Source organism: Rhodococcus sp. USK10 (genome assembly GCF_019378875.1).
Classification (GTDB): domain Bacteria; phylum Actinomycetota; class Actinomycetes; order Mycobacteriales; family Mycobacteriaceae; genus Rhodococcus_F; species Rhodococcus_F pseudokoreensis.
On the sequence record NZ_CP076048.1, the window covers coordinates 4,432,846 to 4,452,153 of the forward strand.

18 protein-coding genes, 1 tRNA gene and 2 pseudogenes are annotated in these 19,308 nt (G+C 68.1%); 7 read left to right on the top strand and 14 right to left on the bottom strand.

Going from position 1 to position 19,308, the window contains the following annotated elements:
- Positions 1–41: 41 nt before the first annotated feature.
- The 7 genes and pseudogenes from pknB to I1A62_RS27395 form a co-directional block, all read right to left on the bottom strand.
- Complete coding sequence (gene pknB / locus I1A62_RS27365) at positions 42–1,961, bottom strand: Stk1 family PASTA domain-containing Ser/Thr kinase (protein WP_219455410.1); 1,920 nt, start codon at positions 1,959–1,961, stop codon at positions 42–44.
- The gene (locus tag I1A62_RS27370) at positions 1,958–3,346 is read right to left on the bottom strand and encodes a serine/threonine-protein kinase (protein ID WP_124392337.1); all 1,389 of its coding nucleotides are present in this window, start codon (positions 3,344–3,346) and stop codon (positions 1,958–1,960) included. The genes pknB and I1A62_RS27370 overlap by 4 nt, the downstream gene beginning before the upstream one ends.
- 2 nt (positions 3,347–3,348) lie before the next feature.
- Entirely contained in the window at positions 3,349–4,836 is a 1,488-nt protein-coding gene (locus tag I1A62_RS27375) for a penicillin-binding transpeptidase domain-containing protein (RefSeq protein WP_124392336.1), read from the bottom strand.
- Complete coding sequence (locus I1A62_RS27380) at positions 4,833–6,287, bottom strand: FtsW/RodA/SpoVE family cell cycle protein (RefSeq protein WP_219455412.1); 1,455 nt, start codon at positions 6,285–6,287, stop codon at positions 4,833–4,835. Before I1A62_RS27380 ends, I1A62_RS27375 begins: the two co-directional genes overlap by 4 nt.
- Positions 6,287–7,770 (bottom strand): annotated as a pseudogene (locus I1A62_RS27385) (PP2C family serine/threonine-protein phosphatase). The gene I1A62_RS27380 and the pseudogene I1A62_RS27385 overlap by 1 nt, the downstream one beginning before the upstream one ends.
- Positions 7,767–8,231, bottom strand: a complete 465-nt coding sequence (locus I1A62_RS27390; RefSeq protein ID WP_087554963.1) for an FHA domain-containing protein — start codon at positions 8,229–8,231, stop codon at positions 7,767–7,769. The pseudogene I1A62_RS27385 and the gene I1A62_RS27390 overlap by 4 nt, the downstream one beginning before the upstream one ends.
- Before the next feature lie 256 nt (positions 8,232–8,487).
- Positions 8,488–9,786 carry a DUF3662 and FHA domain-containing protein gene (locus I1A62_RS27395; protein ID WP_124392332.1) on the bottom strand — a complete coding sequence of 433 codons (1,299 nt, stop codon included), beginning with the start codon at positions 9,784–9,786 and terminating at the stop codon, positions 8,488–8,490.
- A gap of 254 nt (positions 9,787–10,040) precedes the next feature.
- On the opposite strand from I1A62_RS27395, the gene I1A62_RS27400 reads away from it, so the two are divergent.
- The 5 genes from I1A62_RS27400 (at position 10,041) to I1A62_RS27420 (ending at position 12,821) form a co-directional block, all read left to right on the top strand.
- Positions 10,041–10,126: transfer RNA gene (locus tag I1A62_RS27400), tRNA-Leu, on the top strand.
- Positions 10,127–10,529: 403 nt separating this feature from the next.
- A complete protein-coding gene (locus I1A62_RS27405; protein ID WP_124392331.1) occupies positions 10,530–10,925 on the top strand; it encodes a DUF6292 family protein in 396 nt (131 codons plus the stop codon).
- 54 nt (positions 10,926–10,979) lie between these two features.
- Positions 10,980–11,633: a hypothetical protein gene (locus I1A62_RS27410; RefSeq protein WP_219455414.1), complete on the top strand. Its 654-nt coding sequence runs from the start codon at positions 10,980–10,982 to the stop codon at positions 11,631–11,633.
- Positions 11,630–12,091, top strand: coding sequence for an RDD family protein (locus I1A62_RS27415; RefSeq protein WP_219455416.1), 462 nt, complete (start codon positions 11,630–11,632; stop codon positions 12,089–12,091). The genes I1A62_RS27410 and I1A62_RS27415 overlap by 4 nt, the downstream gene beginning before the upstream one ends.
- A gap of 46 nt (positions 12,092–12,137) precedes the next feature.
- On the top strand, positions 12,138–12,821 hold the full coding sequence (locus tag I1A62_RS27420) for a helix-turn-helix domain-containing protein (RefSeq protein ID WP_124392328.1): 684 nt from the start codon (positions 12,138–12,140) through the stop codon (positions 12,819–12,821).
- On the opposite strand, the gene I1A62_RS27425 is transcribed toward I1A62_RS27420, so the two are convergent.
- Positions 12,811–13,206, bottom strand: coding sequence for a VOC family protein (locus I1A62_RS27425; protein WP_124392327.1), 396 nt, complete (start codon positions 13,204–13,206; stop codon positions 12,811–12,813). The two genes, I1A62_RS27420 and I1A62_RS27425, sit on opposite strands and share 11 nt — an antisense overlap.
- A 113-nt stretch (positions 13,207–13,319) precedes the next feature.
- On the opposite strand from I1A62_RS27425, the gene I1A62_RS27430 reads away from it, so the two are divergent.
- The gene (locus tag I1A62_RS27430) at positions 13,320–13,715 is read left to right on the top strand and encodes an SRPBCC family protein (protein ID WP_219455417.1); all 396 of its coding nucleotides are present in this window, start codon (positions 13,320–13,322) and stop codon (positions 13,713–13,715) included.
- A 250-nt stretch (positions 13,716–13,965) separates the two neighbouring features.
- On the opposite strand, the gene I1A62_RS47295 is transcribed toward I1A62_RS27430, so the two are convergent.
- The 6 genes and pseudogenes from I1A62_RS47295 to I1A62_RS27465 all read right to left on the bottom strand — a co-directional run bounded on the left by I1A62_RS47295 (position 13,966) and on the right by I1A62_RS27465 (position 18,703).
- Positions 13,966–14,364, bottom strand: coding sequence for an Imm50 family immunity protein (locus tag I1A62_RS47295; RefSeq protein WP_124392325.1), 399 nt, complete (start codon positions 14,362–14,364; stop codon positions 13,966–13,968).
- Between the two features lie 3 nt (positions 14,365–14,367).
- Positions 14,368–14,883: an HNH/endonuclease VII fold putative polymorphic toxin gene (locus I1A62_RS46550; protein ID WP_257890972.1), complete on the bottom strand. Its 516-nt coding sequence runs from the start codon at positions 14,881–14,883 to the stop codon at positions 14,368–14,370.
- A gap of 78 nt (positions 14,884–14,961) precedes the next feature.
- Positions 14,962–15,753 carry a hypothetical protein gene (locus I1A62_RS27450; RefSeq protein ID WP_219455421.1) on the bottom strand — a complete coding sequence of 264 codons (792 nt, stop codon included), beginning with the start codon at positions 15,751–15,753 and terminating at the stop codon, positions 14,962–14,964.
- Positions 15,750–16,441: pseudogene (locus I1A62_RS27455) on the bottom strand (hypothetical protein). The gene I1A62_RS27450 and the pseudogene I1A62_RS27455 overlap by 4 nt, the downstream one beginning before the upstream one ends.
- 56 nt (positions 16,442–16,497) lie before the next feature.
- Positions 16,498–17,379 (bottom strand): glycoprotein, encoded by an 882-nt coding sequence (locus tag I1A62_RS27460; RefSeq protein WP_307720176.1) that lies wholly within the window; start codon positions 17,377–17,379, stop codon positions 16,498–16,500.
- 289 nt (positions 17,380–17,668) lie between these two features.
- Positions 17,669–18,703 (bottom strand): FAD-dependent monooxygenase, encoded by a 1,035-nt coding sequence (locus I1A62_RS27465; RefSeq protein WP_219455422.1) that lies wholly within the window; start codon positions 18,701–18,703, stop codon positions 17,669–17,671.
- A 55-nt stretch (positions 18,704–18,758) separates the two neighbouring features.
- Here I1A62_RS27465 and I1A62_RS27470 point away from each other — a divergent pair, with 55 nt between their 5' ends.
- Positions 18,759–19,307, top strand: coding sequence for a TetR/AcrR family transcriptional regulator (locus tag I1A62_RS27470; RefSeq protein WP_124392318.1), 549 nt, complete (start codon positions 18,759–18,761; stop codon positions 19,305–19,307).
- Position 19,308: the final 1 nt, after the last annotated feature.

The window sequence follows — 19,308 nt, forward strand, 5'->3', positions numbered from 1 at the left end:
AGTCCAGAGACTCCTCAACCACTCACGGGCGGCGGAGCCGCCTACCGCGGGATGCCGAGCGCGCCGACACCGACCGAGACGACACCGTTCTTGGTGATCTCCGATCCCGGCGGCTGTTCCTGGCTGATGATCTTGCCGACCATCTCCGGGTCCAGTGTGGACGTCTGCGTCTGATTCACCGATGCCGACGACCCACTCCAGCCGGCGCTGCGCAGCGCCGCGAGTGCCTGCGACACCGTCTTCCCAGTCAGGTCGGGCATCTCGATGTTGTTGCCGTTCGACACCCGGATCTGGATGGTGTCGCCCTTGGCGGCAGTGGAACCGCCGACGGGATCGGTGGAGACGACCTCGCCCTTCGGCGCACCGGAGTCGATGTTCTGGATCTGCGCCTTGAAACCGGCGCCCTCGATGTTCGCCTGCGCGACCTCGACCTTCTGGCCGGTGACGTCGGGGATGCGGACCTGCTCAGGTCCGGTACCCAGCGTGACGGCGACCTCGGAGTCGAGGGAGATGCTCGCCCCGGAAGACGGGTCCTGCTGGATCACCTTGTCGACGTCGGAAGGGTCGGACGGGGCGCGGGCGACGGCGGTGTCGAGCCGCAGACCGACCGCATTCAGTTCCTGCTGCGCTTCCTGCTGGGTCAGGCCCGCGAGCCGCGGGACCTTCACCTGTTCGGGGCCCGACGACACCTCGAGGGTGATCGTGCTGCCCTCGTCCACCTGCACGCCGCCGACGGGCCGGGTGGTGATGACGTTGCCGGTCGCCACGACGGCGTCGGGTTTCTGCTGCCGGGAGACACGGAAGCCGAGGTTCTGCAGCGTCGTCTCGGCGTCGTCCGCGGCCTGGTTCGTGACGTCCGGCATGGTCACCTGATCGGCCTTCGAACCCGGGCCCACGGACCACAGGAACGCGCCGACGATGCCGACGACGACGAGGGCGCCCAGCGCCATCAGCGCCAGCCGCATCGGGTTCTTCTTCTTGTCGGGTTCGCCGCCGTCCGTCTTCGACGCCGTCGCCTGGGTGGTGGTCTGCGGGCGCCGGTAGTGTCCGGCGCCGGAGTCGACGGCACCGAGGATCGTGGTGCGGTCCTCGTCGCTCATGACCATCGGCGCGCTGGGGCGCTGCCCGCCGAGAACCCGGACCAGGTCGCTGCGCATGTCCGCGGCGGTCTGGTAGCGGTTGGCGGGGTTCTTGCTCATCGCCTTGAGGATCACCGAGTCGAGCTCACGCGGAATGTCCGGGTTGACCACGGACGGCGTCTGCGGGTCCTCCCGCACGTGCTGGTACGCGACCGCGACCGGGGAGTCACCCTTGAACGGGGGTTCGCCGGTGAGGATCTCGAACAGCACACACCCGAGCGAGTACACGTCGGACCGGGCGTCGACCTGCTCGCCGCGGGCCTGCTCGGGCGACAGGTACTGGGCAGTGCCGATGACGGCGGCCGTCTGCGTCATGGGGCTGGACGCGTCGGAGATCGCCCGCGCGATGCCGAAGTCCATCACCTTCACCGCACCCGCACGGTTGATCATCACGTTGGCGGGCTTCACGTCGCGGTGCACAATGCCGTTGCGGTGGCTGAAGTCGAGCGCCGCGCACACGTCCGAGATGACTTCCATCGCGCGGCGCGGCGCCATCGGGCCCTCGCCGCGCACGATGTCGCGCAACGTGTCGCCGTCGACGTACTCCATCACGATGTACGGCAGCGGTCCCGCTTCGGTTTCCGCCTCGCCGGTGTCGTAGACGGCCACGATCGCCGGATGGTTCAGCGCCGCCGCGTTCTGCGCCTCGCGGCGGAACCGCAGGTAGAACGTGGGGTCGCGGGCCAGGTCGGCACGCAGGACCTTGATCGCGACATCGCGGCTGAGCCGGACGTCCCGGGCGAGGTGGACCTCGGACATGCCACCGAAGCCGAGAATCTCACCCAGCTCGTAGCGTGAGGAGAGGTTGCGCGGTGTCGTCATGGCTGTCCTTGTGGGGTCGGAGTAGTTGACTCCTCCGACGTGGTCGTCGTGGTCGTCGTCGTGGGTGCGGTGGTGGTCGTGGTGGTAGTCGTCGTCGGCTCTGTCGTCGTCGTGGTCGGCGGCTGGGTGGTGGTCGTCGTGGTCGGCGGCGGCGGGGTGGTCGTCGTCGTGTACGTCGGCTCGGTGGTGTACGTCTCTTCCTCGGTCGTCGTCGTGGTCGTCGGCCGCGGTGTCGTCGTGATCGTCCGCAGCGAGGATGTGATCGCAGGCGACGTCGGTTCCTTCGTGTCACCACCGTCGAACAGGACGAGCGCGAGCGCGATGATCGCCGCCAGCAGGATCAAACCACCTGCACCCCAGGCAATGGCCTTCTGGCCGCTGGTCAACCCGCCCTTCTTGCCGTTACCGTTCGGGTCGTCCGGCGGCACCTGCCCGGTGACCGGACCCGCGTACGCGGTCTGCGAGGGGGGCATCATCTGGGTTGCACCGGTCATCGGCGGGGGCAGCACCCGCCCCGCCCCGGTACCCGACACGCCCGGCGGCGGCGGCCGTCTGCCCGCCCGGACCGCCGCGACTGCGTCGGCGAACTCTCCGCCGCTGGCATAGCGGGTGCTCGGATCCTTCGCGATCGTGATGTCGATGAGCTCGCGGATGTTCGGCGGCAGGTCGTTCGGCAACGGTGCCGGCGCCTCCTGCACGTGCTTCATCGCCACCGTGATGGCCCCGTCGCCGATGAACGGGCGCCGCCCCGACAGCGCCTCGTAGCCGACGATGCCGAGAGAGTACACGTCGCTGGCCGCGGTCGCGTCCTGGCCGAGCGCCTGCTCGGGCGCGATGTACTGGGCGGTGCCCATCACCATGCCGGTACGCGTGACCGGCGAGTTCTCCACGGCCTTGGCGATGCCGAAGTCGGTGATCTTCACCTGACCGGTGGGGGTGATCAGGATGTTGCCCGGCTTCACGTCGCGGTGCACGACTCCGGCGTCGTGCGCCACCTGCAGCGCCCGCCCGGTCTGCTCGAGCATGTCCAGTGCGTGCGGCACCGCGAGACGGCCCACCCGCGCGAGGACGGCGTTCAGCGGCTCACCGTTGACGAGTTCCATCACCAGGTAGGCGGTGGAGTCGCCGGTGGCGTCGCGGACCTCGCCGTAGTCGTAGATCCCGGCGATGCCGGAATGGTTCAGCTGTGCGGTGGTGCGCGCCTCGAAGCGGAACCGTTCGACGAACTCCGGGTCGGACGAGAACTCGGACTTCAGCACCTTCACCGCGACACGACGGTTGAGCCGGTTGTCGGTCGCTTCCCAGACCTGTCCCATTCCGCCCGTGGCGATGAGCCGGATCAGGCGGTATCGATTGGCGATCAGCGCGCCGTTGTTCAGTGCCACAATCAGCCCCCTTGTAGTCCGGCTGCGATGACGGCACGGCCGATAGGTGCAGCCACCGAGCCGCCGGTTGCGGCCAGTGCACGATCTCCGCCGTCCTCGACGATGACCGCGATGGCCACGGTCGGGTTCTGGGCGGGTGCGAATCCGATGTACCAGGCGTGGGGCGGGGTGTTCCGTGGGTCGGTTCCGTGCTCGGCGGTGCCCGTCTTGGACGCGATCTGCACGCCCGGGATCTTGCCCTCGCCGCTGGTGTTGTTCTCGGAACCGATCATCAGATCGGTCAGGGTAGCCGCCACCTGAGACGACATCGCCTGGCCTTCGGACACCGGGTTGGTGGTCGCGAGGTTGGACAGGTCCGGGCTCTGCAGTTCCGACACCAGCTGGGGTTGCATGCGCACTCCACCGTTGGCGACGGTAGCCGCGATCATCGCGTTCTGCAGCGGGGTCAGCGCCACGTCACGCTGGCCGATGCTGCTCTGGCCGAGCGCGGCGTCGTCGGGGATCGACCCGATGGTGCTGTCGGCGACGGGGAACGGGACGCCGGGCATCTGCCCGCCGATGCCGAGTGCACTGGCCTGGTCGCCGACGGCGTCGGCTCCGGTCTTGACGCCGAGTTCGACGAACGCCGTGTTGCAGGACCGCGCGAACGCCTCCCGCAGCGACGCAGTGGGTGCACCGCCGCACGTGGAACCGTTGTAGTTCTCGAGCGTCGTCGACGTGCCGGGAAGGGTGATCTGCGGGGCCGCGGTCAGCTGGGTGTCGGGGGTGGTTCCGGCGGCGAGCGCGGCGGCGGTGACCACCACCTTGAACGTGGAACCGGGCGGGTACGTCTGCGACACCGCGCGGTTGATCAGCGGCTTCTCCGGGTCGGCGTTCAGGGCCTCCCACGCCTGCGTGGTCTCGGTGCCGTCGTGGCTGGCGAGCGAGTTGGGGTCGTAGCTCGGGGTGCTCACCATTGTGAGGATGCGTCCGGTGCTCGGCTCGATCGCCACGACCGAACCGGTGTAGCCCTTCGCCGTCAACTGGTCGTACGCCACCTGCTGCATCACCGGGTTGATGGTGCTCACCACGTTGCCGCCGCGCGGGTCGCGTCCGGACACGAGGTCGAAGAAGCGACGCCCGAACAGCCGGTTGTCGGAACCGTTGAGGACCGGGTCCTCGGACCGCTCAAGTCCGGTGCTGCCGTACTGCATGGAGTAGAAACCGGTGACCGGTGCGTTGGCCAGCGGGCTCGACGGCGCCGCCGGGTTCGGCGGGTAGGTGCGCAGGTACTTGTAGCGGTCGTCGGTCGGCACGGATGCCGCGAGCACCTGCCCGGCGGCCGAGATCTGGCCGCGCTGACGCGAGTACTCGTCGAGCAGCACGCGCGAGTTCCGCGGATCGGCCCGCAGGTTGTCCGCCTTGATGACCTGGACGTAGGTGGCGTTGGCGAGGAGCGCGACCACCATCACCATGACGGCGATCGCGACACGACGCAGAGGTGTGTTCATGAGCGCGGCACCATCTCCGTCGGGGCATCGGCGATGGGTGCGGGCCCCTTCTTCTTCGGGACGGCCGGCTCACGGGCGGCGTCGGAGATCTTGATGAGGATCGCGAGGAGGAGATAGTTCGCGAGCAGGGACGACCCACCGTACGACATGAACGGCGTGGTCAGACCGGTGAGGGGGATCAGTTTGGTGACGCCGCCGACCACCACGAACACCTGCACTGCGATCGTGAACGACAGACCGGCGGCGAGCAGCTTGCCGAAGCTGTCGCGGACGGCGAGCGCGGTGCGCAGGCCGCGGATGACGAGGATCAGGAACAGCATCAGGACGGCGGCGAGACCGATGAGTCCGAGTTCCTCGCCGATCGTCGCGACGATGAAGTCGGTCTTAGCGAACGGCACCTGGGCGGGTCTGCCGCTGCCGAGCCCCGTCCCCGCGACGCCGCCGGTCGCGAGTCCGAACAGCGACTGCGAGATCTGGTAGCCGGTGTTGTTGTAGTCGCCCAGCGGGTCGAGCCAGGTGCTGACCCGGACCCGGACGTGGCCGAACAGCTGGTACGCGAAGAAGAAACCGATGCCGAGCAGCCCGACGCCGATCAGCAGCCATCCGACGCGTTCGGTGGCGATGTAGAGCATCACGAGCACGGTGCTGAACAGCAGCAGCGACGTGCCGAGGTCCTTCTCCAGCACCAGCACGCCCACCGACACCATCCACGCGACGAGGATGGGCCCGAGGTCGCGGGCGCGGGGAAGGTCGATGCCGAACACGTGCTTGCCGGCGGTGGTGAACAGGTCGCGCTTCGCGACGAGGACGGACGCGAAGAAAATGATCAGGAGGATCTTCGCGAACTCGCCGGGCTGAATGCTGAAGCCGGGGAGGCGGATCCAGATCTTCGCGCCGTTCACCTCGGAGAAGCTCGACGGCAGGATCGCCGGGACGGCGAGGAATACCAGTCCCGCGAGTCCGAGGGTGTAGCTGTAGCGGGCGAGCAGGCGGTAGTCCTTGAGCAGCACCAGCACGGCCACGAAACCGGCGATGGCCAGCGTCGTCCACAGCACCTGCTGGTTGGCGTCCGGCGACGGGACGGGCAGCCCGAAGTAAGCGGCGGACTGTGCGTCGGCGAGGTCGAGCCGGTGGATCAGCACCAGGCCGAGGCCGTTGAGCAGCGCGACGATCGGCAGGATCAGGGGGTCGGCGTACGGCGCGAACCGGCGCACCGCGAGATGGGCGATCAGGAACAGCGCCGAGTAGGCGGCGGCGTACTTGGCGAGGTCCCAGGTGATGCTCTGTTCCTGGCTGGCCTCTACCAGCACCAGCGAGATCGTCGTGATCAGGATCGCGAAACCGATCAGGATCAGCTCGGTGCCCCGGCGCGTCGACTGGACGGGGGCTGGCGCGAACCCGCCGGGTGGACTGGGAAACTGCGCCCCCGGTGATGCACTTGCGACCGACATCAGCTAGCCGTCCTGCAGTTCTGACCGGGAACCTGGGTCACGGTCGGCGCCGGGGTGGCGGTCGGGGTCTGGGGTGCAGGCGTCTCCGGTGCCGGCAACGCTGCCGGGGAGCGGGTGCGGGAGCGGGCGGCGGCGTGGTCTCCGGGACGGGCGCGGGTGCCGGCGTCGGAGCGGGACTCGGCGCCGGGGTGGTCGTCGTGGTGGTAGCCGTCTCCGACTCGCACACCGGAAGCAGATCGTTCTGCGCGAGCCGCGTCATCTGGTTGCGGACGTCGTCGAGCTTGCCCGAGGGCAGCCCGGCACGCACCTGCTCACGGGCGGACGGCTGGAGGTCGTCGACCTCGAGGATGGTGCACCCGTTCGGCGATTCGGTAGGCGACATCAACGTCAGGTCGCCGGAATCGCTGACACAGCCGACGAGATTCGCCTCCTGCAGCGAGTAACCCAGCACCGAACCGGGAACTCCACGCAGCACGGTGACGCGTTCGCCGTCGGCGCCGACGTAGTAGTTGTTGCGGACCAGAGCCCGCCCCACGAAGGCAGCGACGGCGACCACGACGATCAGACCGAGCGCGAGTGCAGCCCACCACATGCGGTGACGCTTCTTCTTCGTCGGCGGTTCCTCGGCCTGCGGGACCACCCGCTTCGGGGTGGCGCGCGGCGGGCGCATCGCCGCGGCACGTCCCGCAGCCGTGTTGGGCGGCGGCGTGTCCTCTTCGTCGTCGGCGGACGCGGCACCGGCCACGATGGGATGACTCTGCCCGTAATCGAGGTCGATGACGTCGGCGACGACGACCGTCACGTTGTCCGGGCCGCCGCTGCGCAGCGCCAGTTCGATGAGCCGGTCGGCGCACTCGTCCTGGGAGCCTTCCCGCATCGTGTTCTCGATGGTTTCGTCGCTGACCACGTCCGACAGTCCGTCGGAGCACAGCAGATAACGGTCGCCGGCGCGGGCCTCGCGGACCGTCAGCGTCGGTTCGATCTCGTTTCCGGTGAGGGCGCGCATGATGAGCGAGCGCTGCGGGTGGGTGTGCGCCTGCTCGGCGGTGATCCGGCCCTCGTCGACCAGCGACTGCACGAACGTGTCGTCGCGGGTGATCTGTGCGAGGGAGTCGTCGCGGAGCAGGTAGGCGCGGGAGTCACCGATGTGGACCAGCCCGAGCTTGTTGCCGGAGAACAGGATTGCGGTGAGCGTGGTGCCCATGCCGTCGAGTTCCGGGTCTTCCTCGACGTGATCGGCGATGGTGTCGTTGCCCTCGCGGGTGGCGGCCTCCAGCTTGCCGAGCAGGTCCTCGCCGGGCTCGTCGTCGTCGAGATGCGCGAGGGCCGCGATCATCAACTGCGACGCGACCTCACCGGCCGCGTGACCGCCCATGCCGTCCGCGAGCGCCAGCAGGCGGGCCCCGGCGTACACCGAATCTTCATTGTTGGAACGGACGAGGCCACGATCGCTGCGGGCGGCATAGCGGAGTACGAGGGTCACGGGCGCAACTCGATTACCGTTTTGCCGACCCGTACGGGGGTACCGAGCGGCACGCGGACAGATGTGGTGACCTTGGCGCGGTCCAGATACGTGCCGTTGGTCGAGCCGAGGTCTTCGACGTACCAGTCGGCGCCCCGCGGGGAGAGCCGAGCGTGGCGGGTGGACGCGTAGTCGTCGGTGAGGACGAGCGTGGAGTCGTCGGCCCGGCCGATGAGCACGGGCTGGGTGCTGAGCGTGATGCGCGTGCCGGCGAGGCCGCCCTGCGTCACCACCAGATACTTGGCCGTCTTCGTCTTGCCCAGCGACGGCAGAACATTGCCGCTGCGCGAATATCGGGGCGGCACACGGACGCCGGAGCCGGCGTAGATGTCGCCTCGCAACGCCCGCAGGACGGTCCAGACGAACAGCCACAGCAGAAGCAGGAAACCTGCTCGTGTGAGTTGCAGAATCAAACCTTGCACGGCAGTCCACCTCCTTCTGTGGCCGGAACAGTCGAGATTCCGGCGTCTTTTTCTCGCAGCATCATAGGGGCAACCCGCACCCTGCGATCAGGATACGGACAGCCCACAACGATACGGAGTCCCCACCGTGTTACGTCCGACACGGGCTCCGACGCGATGTCGGTCCAGTATCGAAGCCGTCTCGGTTGTGTCTCGGCGAGGGAGTTCGGGTTCGGGTATCGGCGATGTGTCCTCGGGGTCCCAACTCGGTGGGGCCTCAGAGGATTCGGACCAGGATCTCCGAATGACCGGCCCGGATGATGTCTCCGTCGGCCAGCTGCCAGTCCTGCACCGGCGCACCGTTGACGGTGGTGCCGTTGGTGGAACCCAGGTCGGACAGCATCGCGACCTGACCGTCCCAGCGAATGTCGATGTGGCGGCGCGACACACCGGTGTCGGGCAGGCGGAACTGTGCCTCCTGGCCGCGGCCGATGATGTTGTTGCCCTCGCGCAGCTGGAAGTGGCGTCCGCTGCCGTCCTCGAGCTGCAGCGTCGCCGTGAACGTGTGCCCGTCCGGTGCGTATGCCTGCTGGCCGTAGCCGCCCTGGTCGTAGTCGGCGTAGCCCTGCTGGTCGTACTGCTGCTGGTCGTAGCCGCCCTGCTGGTAGCCGCCGCGGTCGTAACCCTGGTCGTAGCCCTGCGGCTGCTGGTAGCCGGCGTCGGCGTAGGAACCGTCCGGGTAGCGCGCGGGAGCCTGCTGGTCGTAGCCGCCCTGGTAGTCCTGCTGGTAGCCGCCCTGCTGGTAGTCGTAGCCGGCGTCCGCGGGCTGCTCGTAGCCGGGAGCCTGCGCGCCCTGGTCGTACGCCTGACCGTAGGCCTGATCCTGGGGGTACGCGCCGCGCTGGTCGTCGGGGTACTGCTGCTGGTCGTAGCCGCCCTGCTGGTAGCCGCCGCGGTCGTAACCGTTCTGGTAGCCCTGCGGGTACCGCTGGTCCTGACCTGCATGGGCATGACCGTTGCGCGCGTACTGCGGGTCGGGATTGCGGTTGCCCGCTGGTTCGCGGCTGGGGTCGTAGCCTGAGTTCTGCGTCATGGGGCCAGCTCCTGGATTCGACGTGACGGGTACAAACGGTGCCTGTGGTCGCGGTGCGGGACCGCGTGGCGGTTCGGGTCGCCCCGGCGTGGCCGCACCCTGGCGGCCTGCGTCCGGATCCACCGAACCCCGGGTGCGGAACTGCCCGGTGTGCAGTGAAGGCGACGGTTCGAACGCGACATGAATGGGACCATACGTCTGCCAGCCCTGGTCGCGAATGAAGTCTTCGAGGTGTCGGGCGAAGGCCTTGACCGTCAACTCGCGGTCGGCGGCAAGTTCTTCGTGGTCCGAGTTGTTGATGGCGATGACATAGCTGTTCGGCGCGAGCAGATGCCCACCGTCCAGTTGCTGGATCCGGTCGGAGGCTTCCTGCTGAAGCGCGGCCTCCACCTCCTGCGGCACCACACCACCGCCGAAGACCCGGGCGAACGCGTCGCCAACGGCTCCCTGGAGCTTCCGCTCGAAACGTTGAACTATCCCCATCGGAACCTCCTCACGGTGCCTGTCGGTCGGGCCTTCTGTCCTCGTGCGCGGTGGCTGTGACGAGACACGTCCGTGTCGCGCCGCTGCCGTACGCGTATCCCACGGTACTGTCATTGCCTCGAGCCAAGACACGGGTCCACGCCCTTGCATGATATCGGTCTTTGCCTGGACGGGTGTTTTTGTCGCCGTTTCGGGGCCTGACCTGTACGAATCGTGATTTTTGGCGACCTCGTGTTAATGTTTCCGGGTCGCTCGGGCGAGTGGCGGAATGGCAGACGCGCTGGCTTCAGGTGCCAGTGTCCTTCGGGACGTGGGGGTTCAAGTCCCCCTTCGCCCACCACAAGCGATTCTTCGGAATCGCGACAACGAGGCCACGAACTTCACGGAGTTCGTGGCCTCGTTTCGTTGGCGGTCCCAGCGTCTACTGGGGGCGGATCGGATTGCAGCCGACGCTGACGTACGTGACGATCCCCTCCTGCAGTCCGCAGGTCGTGTACGCACCCGTCGAGACGCCGACCTCGCACCACGTGCTTCTTCGGGTCTGGGTGATGTCATCCCCACCCCAGGGTGCCTACCTCGGCAGCCCGCGCGGCCCGACGATGAAGTGGAAGCCTCGTCGCGAACCTCCGGCCCTTCCGGACCGGAACCCGTCCCCTCGGCGGTTCGTGACGAATGACTCGAGTGTGAACCTGCCGTCCGGCTTCTTCCGCTCGGTTACTGCGAACGTCGAGAGTGGGTTGTAGATGAGCATCAGCCAGGTCCGGGCCACCAGCTCGGCGAATGTCGGTGAGTACGTCGGTTCCGTCGCGACGATGGTGGACGCCCTGTCGGTCGACTGGTGGTTCACCCCGGCGTTCGACGTGGTCGTGACCCTTTCCAGCGAGATCCCCTACTACCGTGGCCGGAAGGCCGTCCTGGCCTGGAACCGCCACTTCGGGTGGTCGCTCGGAGTCCACGGACTCTCGCAGGGAAACGTTCTGGTGGTCGAGGCACTCGGGTTGGGACCGGCCCCGGATCCCGCACGGTGTTCGGATCGGGTCGCCGAGATGCTCACCGAACTCGCCGGCTGGGCCCCTCAGCGGGCGACCGGGAAGCCTGCCCCGCGAATCGTGCACGGCCCCGGCGCTCCTCGCGGGTGACCCAGTTCGCGGGAACCCGTGCGGCCCCGGCGTCGACCGGCTTGGATAGCGAATATGGACGGCAGGAGAGCCCCCGATCCGCTGCGCCTCGCGGCCGGCGCCGCCACGACCGCAGCCGGTGCGTTGCAGCGCGTGATCGGATTCGGGATCGACACGGCGCGACGCCTGCCGGGAGTCGACCCGGTGCTGGTCACCCTCGAGGAACGTGGCACCGAGACACTTCGCGGCGCCGACGAACTTGCGGATCGGGTGCTGCATGCGGTGCTGCGGAAGGTCGTGCAGGTCGCTCTTCAGGAGGTGGATCTCACCGCGATCGTGCGTGATCACGTCGATCTCGACGTCGTCGCCGAGGGCATCGACATCCAGCGGATCATCGACCGGGTGGACGTGGACGCGATCGCCGCCCGGGTCGATATTCCGCTGATCCTCGATCGCGTGGACATCGACGCCGTCGCTGCGCGGGTCGACGTGGATGCGATCGTCGACCGCGTCGACGTGGATTCCGTCATCGGACGGGTCGACCTGGTGGTGCTCGCCGACACCGTGATCGAGGGCGTCGACCTCCCGCGCATCATCCGTGAATCGACCGACTCGATGTCCAACGAGGCGGTCCGCGGGGTGCGTACCCAGGGCATGCAGGCCGACGACGCCGTCGCCGGGTTCGTGGGCAAGTTGTTCGGGCGCGGGCACGAACCGGACGATGCATGAGCGCGCCGGCGCATCGTGCCGCCGGGATCGTCACCCGCGGTCTGGCCTGCGGCATCGATCTGGCGATCGTCATGGCCGTGATGGGCGGCATCTACGTGGGTGCACTATTCGTGCGGTTGCTGTTCTCCCCGCAGGAGTTCACGTTTCCCGATGCCAGCGCCCTGCTCTCCGTCAGCATGTTCATCGGCGTGGCCGTGCTGTACCTGACCGCGTGCTGGGCGGTGAGCGGCCGCACCGTCGGCGCCGTGATCATGGGGCTGCGGGTGGTCAGCCGCAACGGTGAACTGATCGGCTGGCTCCGCGCCCTTCTCCGGGCGCTGCTGTGCGTGATGTTCGGGTTCGGGTTGCTGTGGGCGGCGGTCGACGGCAGGCGCCGGTCCCTGCAGGACATCCTGCTGCGCACCGCCGTCGTCTACGACTGGGAGCCGGATCTGCACGTCGGCGAGCCGAAAACCTGACCTCGCATCCCTGCAGAGTGTCGTAGTGGCTGCCTAGCATGGGGTCATGTACACGGAGCGGCGGTCGGTGTTCCCCGGCGCCGTCGTGTGGCAGAAGACGGCGGCCGGCGGTGAAGCCGCGATCCTGCCCGACGGCTGCATGGACCTCATCTGGATGAACGGCGACGTCGTCGTGGCCGGTCCCGATTCCCGCCCGTATCTCACTCGCAGCCGGGAGGGCGCCCGCTACGTCGGATTGCGTTGTTCCCCGGGCACTCTGCCGGATCTGCTCGGAACCCCGGCCGAGGAGTTGATCAATCAGCGGGTGCCGCTCGCGGACGTGCTGAGCGACCGCGTCACCGCAGAATTCCTCGGCAGGATCGCCGACACCGCCGACCCCGGCCGGGCGCTCGAGGAGTTCGCGCGGTCACGCAGGCTCCTCGGGCCGCCGCCGGACGGCAGGATCCCCGCGGTCGTGCGACTTCTGGAGCAGCAGGCGTCCGTCCGCGACGTCGCGGACGGGATCGGTGTCGGCGAGCGCCAACTGCACCGTTTGTGCCGCCGGCAGTTCGGTTACGGGCCGAAGATGCTGGCCCGGATCCTGCGGTTGCAGTCGGCGGTCGGGCTGGCAGGGTCGGCCGTTCCCGCTGCGCAGGCGGCCGGCATGGCCGGGTTCGCCGACCAGGCCCACCTGATCCGGGAGGCCCAGGAGTTGACGGGCCGCACGTTCGGTCAGCTGGTCACGGCGTGAGCGCGGCGAAGAGGTCGACGGAGTTGCCGTCGGGGTCGTCGACGGTGGCGTAGCGCTGCCCCCACGGTGCGTCCCACGGCTTTTTCTTGCCGTTGTAGCCGGCCCCGGTGATCTCGTCGAAGAGGCTGTCGACGCCGGTGGCGGTTCCGCAGTCGAAGGCGAGCGCGATGCGATGCCCGCCGGCGGGTTCGGTCCAGTCGGGAGTGAACGAGCGGATGGTCTCGATCGTGTCCCACAGCAGGCGAACCCCACCCGGAAGTTCGAATTCGACGTGCGGCGCCTGATCGGCGTCGGCCGGAATGTCGAGTCCGAGCCGCCGGTAGAACGCGAGCGACGTGGGCAGGTCGCGGACGACCAGTTCGATGGCACTGAATGTTGCGGTCATGTCCAGAACGCTAACGATCTGGGACGGACCCGCATTGAAGGTTTCGGACATCGAGCGCATGCGGGTCCGATTTCTTCAATCACCCGGGCCGTACAGCGGGGATGCTGGGAGTCATGACCACCGAATCAACCCATGTCAGTGTGTTCATCGCCCGGACCGCCGCCGACGTCTACGCCTACGCGAGCGACCCCGCCAACCTCCCCGCCTGGGCTGCCGGCCTCAGCAGCACCATCACCCGCGACGGCGACCGCTGGCTCGCCGACTCCCCGATGGGTCAGGTAGCGGTGACCTTCGCACCCGCCAACGACTACGGCATCCTCGACCACGACGTCACCCTCCCCAGCGGCGACACCGTCTACAACCCCGTGCGCGTCATCCCCGACGGCGACCACAGCGAAGTCCTCTTCACCATCCGCCGACGCGACGGCGTGAGCGCCGAAGAATTCGCGCAGGACGCCGCAGCCGTCACCGCCGACCTCCAGAAGCTGAAGGGGTTGCTCGAGGCGTGAGGCGTCCGTTCGTTGGCGCCGTTGTGCGTGCCTCGGGCACATCCGCGCACCGATTGGTCAGAAGCTCACGCAATTGCGTGCGCAAGTGGCAAATCCGTGCGCGGATATCGGGCCTCCGCTCAGTCGCCGCGATTGTAACTCGGCCATTCGGGCAAATCCGTCCACTGGGTAGTCAATGCGCACGCAATTGTGTGCGCAGGTGGCGACAGCGTGCCGATGTCGTCCTGTAGCCGCGGCCATCGCCGCTCGCCTACTCCCGGTCAATGTTGTGATGCGCGGATATTTTGTAGATGCTTATCCAACGGGCAGTCATTGACAAGTTAGGTAGCTCTCCGCAAGAAATCTCGTATCCACCGTCAGGGATCTCGGAGATTTTCAATGATATCGGCAAGTCGTTACCCCACCCATTAAGGGTTAGATTGCCGACGTCGGAGAATTGCAACTCCAATTGAACTGTGTTCGCATTCTGCGCGATCCACTTTTTCGGAGGAGAGGTTGGATACTCGCCTAGATCGAATCTCAAGAAGACCGAAGTGCCACGCCTGTCCAATCTTACTTCGTGGAGATCGAGGTCGGATAGGGGCGGAAGATGTTCACCATATATGGACCGAATTGATTGGCTGTCTAGAAGGAAATTCACCCAAGTCATTCGTCAACTCCTAAAGGGATAATGTTCTAATGTTCCGGGAACGTTGCCACTTCGGGTGTCCCCATCCGGTCTTACGTTGAAGTGCGGGCCCTGATCACCGATACCGCCTTCTCCAAACATGTGTCCAGCCCCGTGATCCTGAATAATGATGACACGCCCGTCGGGGAGCTGGTAACTGCACTCTCGCGTCATAATCGGTAATCCATTGTCTCCGAGGATGTTTCTGTCAAATCTGTCGGTCATCGGAATTCGATTCACTTCGAATGGGTGTTGTGATCGAGGAATTCCGGCATCTTGCTTGGCCTGATTGAGTGCAGAATTTCGACTTACCCCATCACGCGCCGCCGGCACCAAGCCGAGTGGGTCGGTCCATCCGGTGGGGTTGTGGGGGTAGGTGTTCGGGTTGGGTGACGGGGCGAGTCCGAGGGGGTCTTGGGTGAGGTATCGGGCGGTGTGGGGGTTGTAGTACCGGTGGAGGTTTGCCGGAACGCGTCCATTTCGGTGAGCAGCGCGCTGCAGTCCCCGACAGTGTCCCCCAAGACAGCCCCCTGTTGTCGAATGTCCTCCCGGCCCGGAAGGGTACTGGACGTGCCGTGCTCAGACCCGTTCCGCACGACCTTCGGCCACGGCCGATGCTGCCGCGGAGACGCGTTGGTACGCCGCCCGGGTTTCCGGGGCGAGCTTGGCGTGCTCGATGACGATTCCCATGCCGAGGTGTTCGTCGTAGGGGATGGTCTCGACGCCCCATACCTGTCCGCCCAGGTATTCGCGGAGGAGGTCGAGATCCACCTGCCAGCCGGTGGCGTCCTGGTTGGACACGGTGACGACGGTGCGGGCGAGTCCGGGTTCGCCGAGCGTGTCACCGATCGACTGCAGTGCGGACCGGAGGCGGTTGAACGCGTCGGCCCGGCACGGGACGACGAGGACGATGGGGGTCGGCGTGGCCAGTAGCGGCGCGAGGTACGCGGCACGCAACCGGTGACCGAGGTCGTGGACGTCACTCACCCTGCGAGCACGCAGTGCCACTGTGAGAGTGTGGAATTCACGGTCAGCCGCGGTCTGGTTGCCGATGCGGTTCAGGATGCGGGTCCCGGCGCTCGTGCGGGAGCAGTACTCGTCGAACACGTCGTCCGCGACGGGGCCGGCCCCGTCGTCCGCGACGGGGCCGGCGGCCACCAGCTGCTCCAGGCCACTCACCGACAGCACGGCGTCGGCGCCGCGTTCGGCCACATCGCCGCCTGCGGGGGTCGCGTCCACGGCGACGACGGCACCGCCGCGGGCCGCCTCGGTGTTGGCGAGCCCGAGCGCCGTCGTGGTGGCACCTGCTCCTCCGCACGCCCCGAGAACCAGGGTCGACGCCGGAAGTGCTTGCTGCAGTTGGTCGGTCACTTCGCGTCTCCAATGGATGTGATGTACGTGCGACCGTCGCGGTCCGCGGTGGTCACGACCTGCTCGTACCGTTTCGTCGACCCGTCCGGTCGCAGTTCCGACAGCGTCACCGCGTAGTGGCCGGGTTCGGTTTCGGTGATGGCGAGGCAGTGCTCGGTGCCTTCGGGCAGCAGCGAGTCGATGCCGCCCTGGATGGTCTCGGCGGACCCGAGCGGCGCGTCGGGGGCGACCACCTCGCGGGCCTTCGCGCCGCTTCGTTCGACGTAGTAGGCGTGATCGAAGGCCAGGATCGCGGCGACGCCGTCGGTGGTCCCGCCGGGACCGTTGCCGACGACCGTCGCACCGTCGCGGGATGCGGCGCACCAACCCGCGGCGACCGGGTTTCCGCTCGCGTCACCGGAAGTCGAGGTGAACACGGCGACCACACCGACGACGACGGCGACCACCGCGGCGGCGGCTCCGGCGACCGCGAGTTTCCGCTTGCCGCGACCGTCCCGGACGGGCGGGGTGGGGTCGGGTTCGTCGCCCGGCGTCAGCCATGTCGGCGCGGGGGAGGGGGCAGCTGTTCGGGTTCGGGCTCCACGACGGGAACCGTCGGTGCCGCGGCCGACGGGAAGGGCGGGTACCAGTGCGAGAAGCGGTCGAGGGGTGCCCTGTTCGGCGGTTCTGTCACAGTTGAATCCTCCACACCTCATTCCCCCGCGCGGAGCCCACCCCTGACGGGCTCCGCGTGGGGGAATCGGATCACACGTGCAGCGTCGCCTGGCTGCGCACGTTCACGCCGCCGATGGTGGTGGTCGCCGGACCGCTGTCGGTCGACTGCAGCTGCGGGAGCTGCGGTGCGGGCAGGGACGCGATCGTCTGTACCAGCTGCCCGAACGCCGGGTACCGGTCGGCGGCGTCGGCGATCGCGGCGGCGACGGGTGTGACGTCGACGGGTGCCGACCAGTTCGTCGGGTGCTCGGCGTTGGAGTCGGCCGAGAACGCGGAGACGGTGGCGGCGGTCGGCGAGGACGGGTCGACGGCGATGCCCGCGGTTCCGGTGGCGTCACCGACGCGCCAGCCGATGGTGCCGACGTACCCCTCGGGGTTGCCGTACTGGCGGCCGTTGACGGCCACCGGCACCGCGCCGACCAGCGTGTCGGCGGCCGCGTTCACCTCGACCACCGGCTTCGGCACGGGCAGGGCGGGGGCGACGGGTGCCTGGTGCGACTTCGGCATGTCGTCGGGGTCGATCCACACGGTCGCGGGCTGGGTGGCCTGCTCGGCGGGCACGGACTGCGCCGCGGGTGCCGGTTCCGCCGGAGCCTCGTCCTTCGCCGGATCGGGCGCGGCGGGTGCGGCCGTCTCGGCGCCCGGGACGGCCAGCGGCGCCTGCGGGGGAGCGGGCGTCGTCGTGGTCGGGGCCGCCGGGTCGGTGACACCCGGCTGGGATGTGCTCGGCGGCGTGGACGGGACCGTCACGCCGGGTTGCGACGTGGTGGGCGCCGCCGAGGGGTCGGTGACGCCGGGCTGCGACGTCGAGGGCGGGGTGGTGGCCGGAGCGGCGTGTGCGGCCGCGGTCCCGAGCAGTGCGGCGGCGCACACCGAGATCGCTGCGGCCAGAGCGTGCATGCGGATTCTCAAGTCTTTGACTCCTGAAGTCGAACGGACATGGTTGATCGAACGGACTGGTGCTGACGAAGCAAACGCAGGAGAGATGCAGATCAGAGGCACCGAAAGAGGGAAGCGAGCACAGCAGAATGCCTCCACCGACACGGTGGATGTGTTGTTTCCCCGATGAGATCCGTCCGTGCTGCCGGCGCACTGCCGCAGCCGTCGTTCATCGCCCCCATGACCGCCCCCGGTTCTTTCTCTTCCCCCTACCGCGGCAAAGTACCAGACGGGCAACCGTTCCCGCGCCCCCGGATTCCGGTCAGGCCAGGCCCGCGGCCAGCTTCACCGTCAGATCGCGCAGCGGGCGGAGACGGCCGGTCATCGCGACGGCGGACATGGCGCGCGATCCGCGCACCAGCCGCCGGGTGGCGGGCCGCCGCGTGCGGTCGTAGCGGCGCAGCGCGGTGTGAATGTCGGTGTCGGCGGTGAGGAATCGGCCGAGCGTGACGGCGTCGACGAGGGCCTCGCACGCGCCGCGGCCGAGGTTCGGCGCCATCGCGTGGGCGGCGTCGCCGAGCAGCGCCGTGGTGCCCGACACGTACGACGGGAGGGCCGGCGACTCGTACAGGTCGTGGTGCAGCATCGCGTCGGGGGTGGCTGCCTCCAGGACCGCCCGGACGTCGGCGTGCCAGCCCCCGAACCGGGACCGGAGGAAGTCGAGGCCGCCGGGGTGCCCGGCGTCGGTACGGATGCACGCGAACCAGTTGACGAGATCGCAGTCGCGCGGGGTGATGCCGAAAAGTGCGTCTGCGTCCCAGGTTTCGCTGACGGTGTCGCGATGTCCGGGCACCCAGCCGCGCCAGGCGGTGGCTCCTACATACCGTGGCTCGAATTTGTCGCCGAACAGATGCGTGCGGGTCGGGCTGCGCAGACCGTCCGCGCCGATCACGACGTCGCGGTCCGTCAGCGCGTCGAGGACGGGAGCGGGGGTGCCGAACGAGATCATGCTGTCGGGCAGCGTCTCGGCGAGCGTCGCCAGCAGCGCGGGCCGCGACAGCAGATAGGCGGTGCGGTCGCGGTTGTCGATGGTGCCGATCACGGATCCGTCGGGGCGCAGGAGCGAGCCGCGGTGCTGGGGTGATCCCAGGGTGCGGACCCGGTCGCCCGCGCCGATCGCGTCCAGCGCGTCGAGGGCTTGCGGCCACATGTCGAGCGCGGTGCCCGACGTGGGCAGGGCGTCGGCACGCTCGAAGACGTCGACGTGCCAGCCGGCGCGGTGCAGGTAGCGGGCGACGGCGAGTCCGCCGATGCCACCGCCGATGCCACCGCCGAGGACTGCTGCGGAGTGCGTCATTACCACCACGCTACTACGGGTGTAGTGAATTTACTACCGATGTAGTGTCGGTGTTATGGCAGACAAACGGGAGCAGGTGCTCGACGCCGCCATCGCGCTTCTCGGCACGAAGGGGGTCCGGGCCCTCACGCACCGCGGCGTCGACGAGCTGGCCGGAATGCCGCAGGGGTCCACGTCCAACTACTTCCGCAGCCGGGGCACGCTGCTCGAGGGGATCGTCACACGGCTCGTCGAACGTGACCGGGAGGACTGGGAGAAGTTCGCGCACCTCCGACCCGAAAGCGCGGACGCGCTGATCGCTGCGCTGGTCGCCTTTGTGAGATTTTCCACCGGTCCGGACCGGGTCCGCACGAGCGCGCGCTACTCGCTGTTCGTCGAGGCCTCCGTCACGCCGGGGCTCGACGCGAAGATCGGATCGGCCCGGCGCGCCCTCGTGGAATGGGGTGCGGACATGCTGGAACGTGTGGGTTCGAAGAATCCCGCCTCGGACGCCGCCGTGATCACCGACTACCTGGACGGTCTGATCCTTCATCAACTGACCGTCCCGGATCTCGATTTCGATCCGACTGCGGGAATTACAGCGGTCGTCCGCGCGCTCACTTAAC

Coding starts and splice junctions, on each gene's coding strand:
- pknB (WP_219455410.1), bottom strand. CDS start 1,961: ATGACGACACCGCGCAACCTCTCCTCACGCTACGAGCTGGGTGAGATT.
- I1A62_RS27375 (WP_124392336.1), bottom strand. CDS start 4,836: ATGAACACACCTCTGCGTCGTGTCGCGATCGCCGTCATGGTGATGGTG.
- I1A62_RS27380 (WP_219455412.1), bottom strand. CDS start 6,287: ATGTCGGTCGCAAGTGCATCACCGGGGGCGCAGTTTCCCAGTCCACCC.
- I1A62_RS27395 (WP_124392332.1), bottom strand. CDS start 9,786: ATGGGGATAGTTCAACGTTTCGAGCGGAAGCTCCAGGGAGCCGTTGGC.
- I1A62_RS27405 (WP_124392331.1), top strand. CDS start 10,530: ATGAGCATCAGCCAGGTCCGGGCCACCAGCTCGGCGAATGTCGGTGAG.
- I1A62_RS27410 (WP_219455414.1), top strand. CDS start 10,980: ATGGACGGCAGGAGAGCCCCCGATCCGCTGCGCCTCGCGGCCGGCGCC.
- I1A62_RS27415 (WP_219455416.1), top strand. CDS start 11,630: ATGAGCGCGCCGGCGCATCGTGCCGCCGGGATCGTCACCCGCGGTCTG.
- I1A62_RS27420 (WP_124392328.1), top strand. CDS start 12,138: ATGTACACGGAGCGGCGGTCGGTGTTCCCCGGCGCCGTCGTGTGGCAG.
- I1A62_RS27425 (WP_124392327.1), bottom strand. CDS start 13,206: ATGACCGCAACATTCAGTGCCATCGAACTGGTCGTCCGCGACCTGCCC.
- I1A62_RS27430 (WP_219455417.1), top strand. CDS start 13,320: ATGACCACCGAATCAACCCATGTCAGTGTGTTCATCGCCCGGACCGCC.
- I1A62_RS47295 (WP_124392325.1), bottom strand. CDS start 14,364: ATGACTTGGGTGAATTTCCTTCTAGACAGCCAATCAATTCGGTCCATA.
- I1A62_RS27465 (WP_219455422.1), bottom strand. CDS start 18,703: ATGACGCACTCCGCAGCAGTCCTCGGCGGTGGCATCGGCGGTGGCATC.
- I1A62_RS27470 (WP_124392318.1), top strand. CDS start 18,759: ATGGCAGACAAACGGGAGCAGGTGCTCGACGCCGCCATCGCGCTTCTC.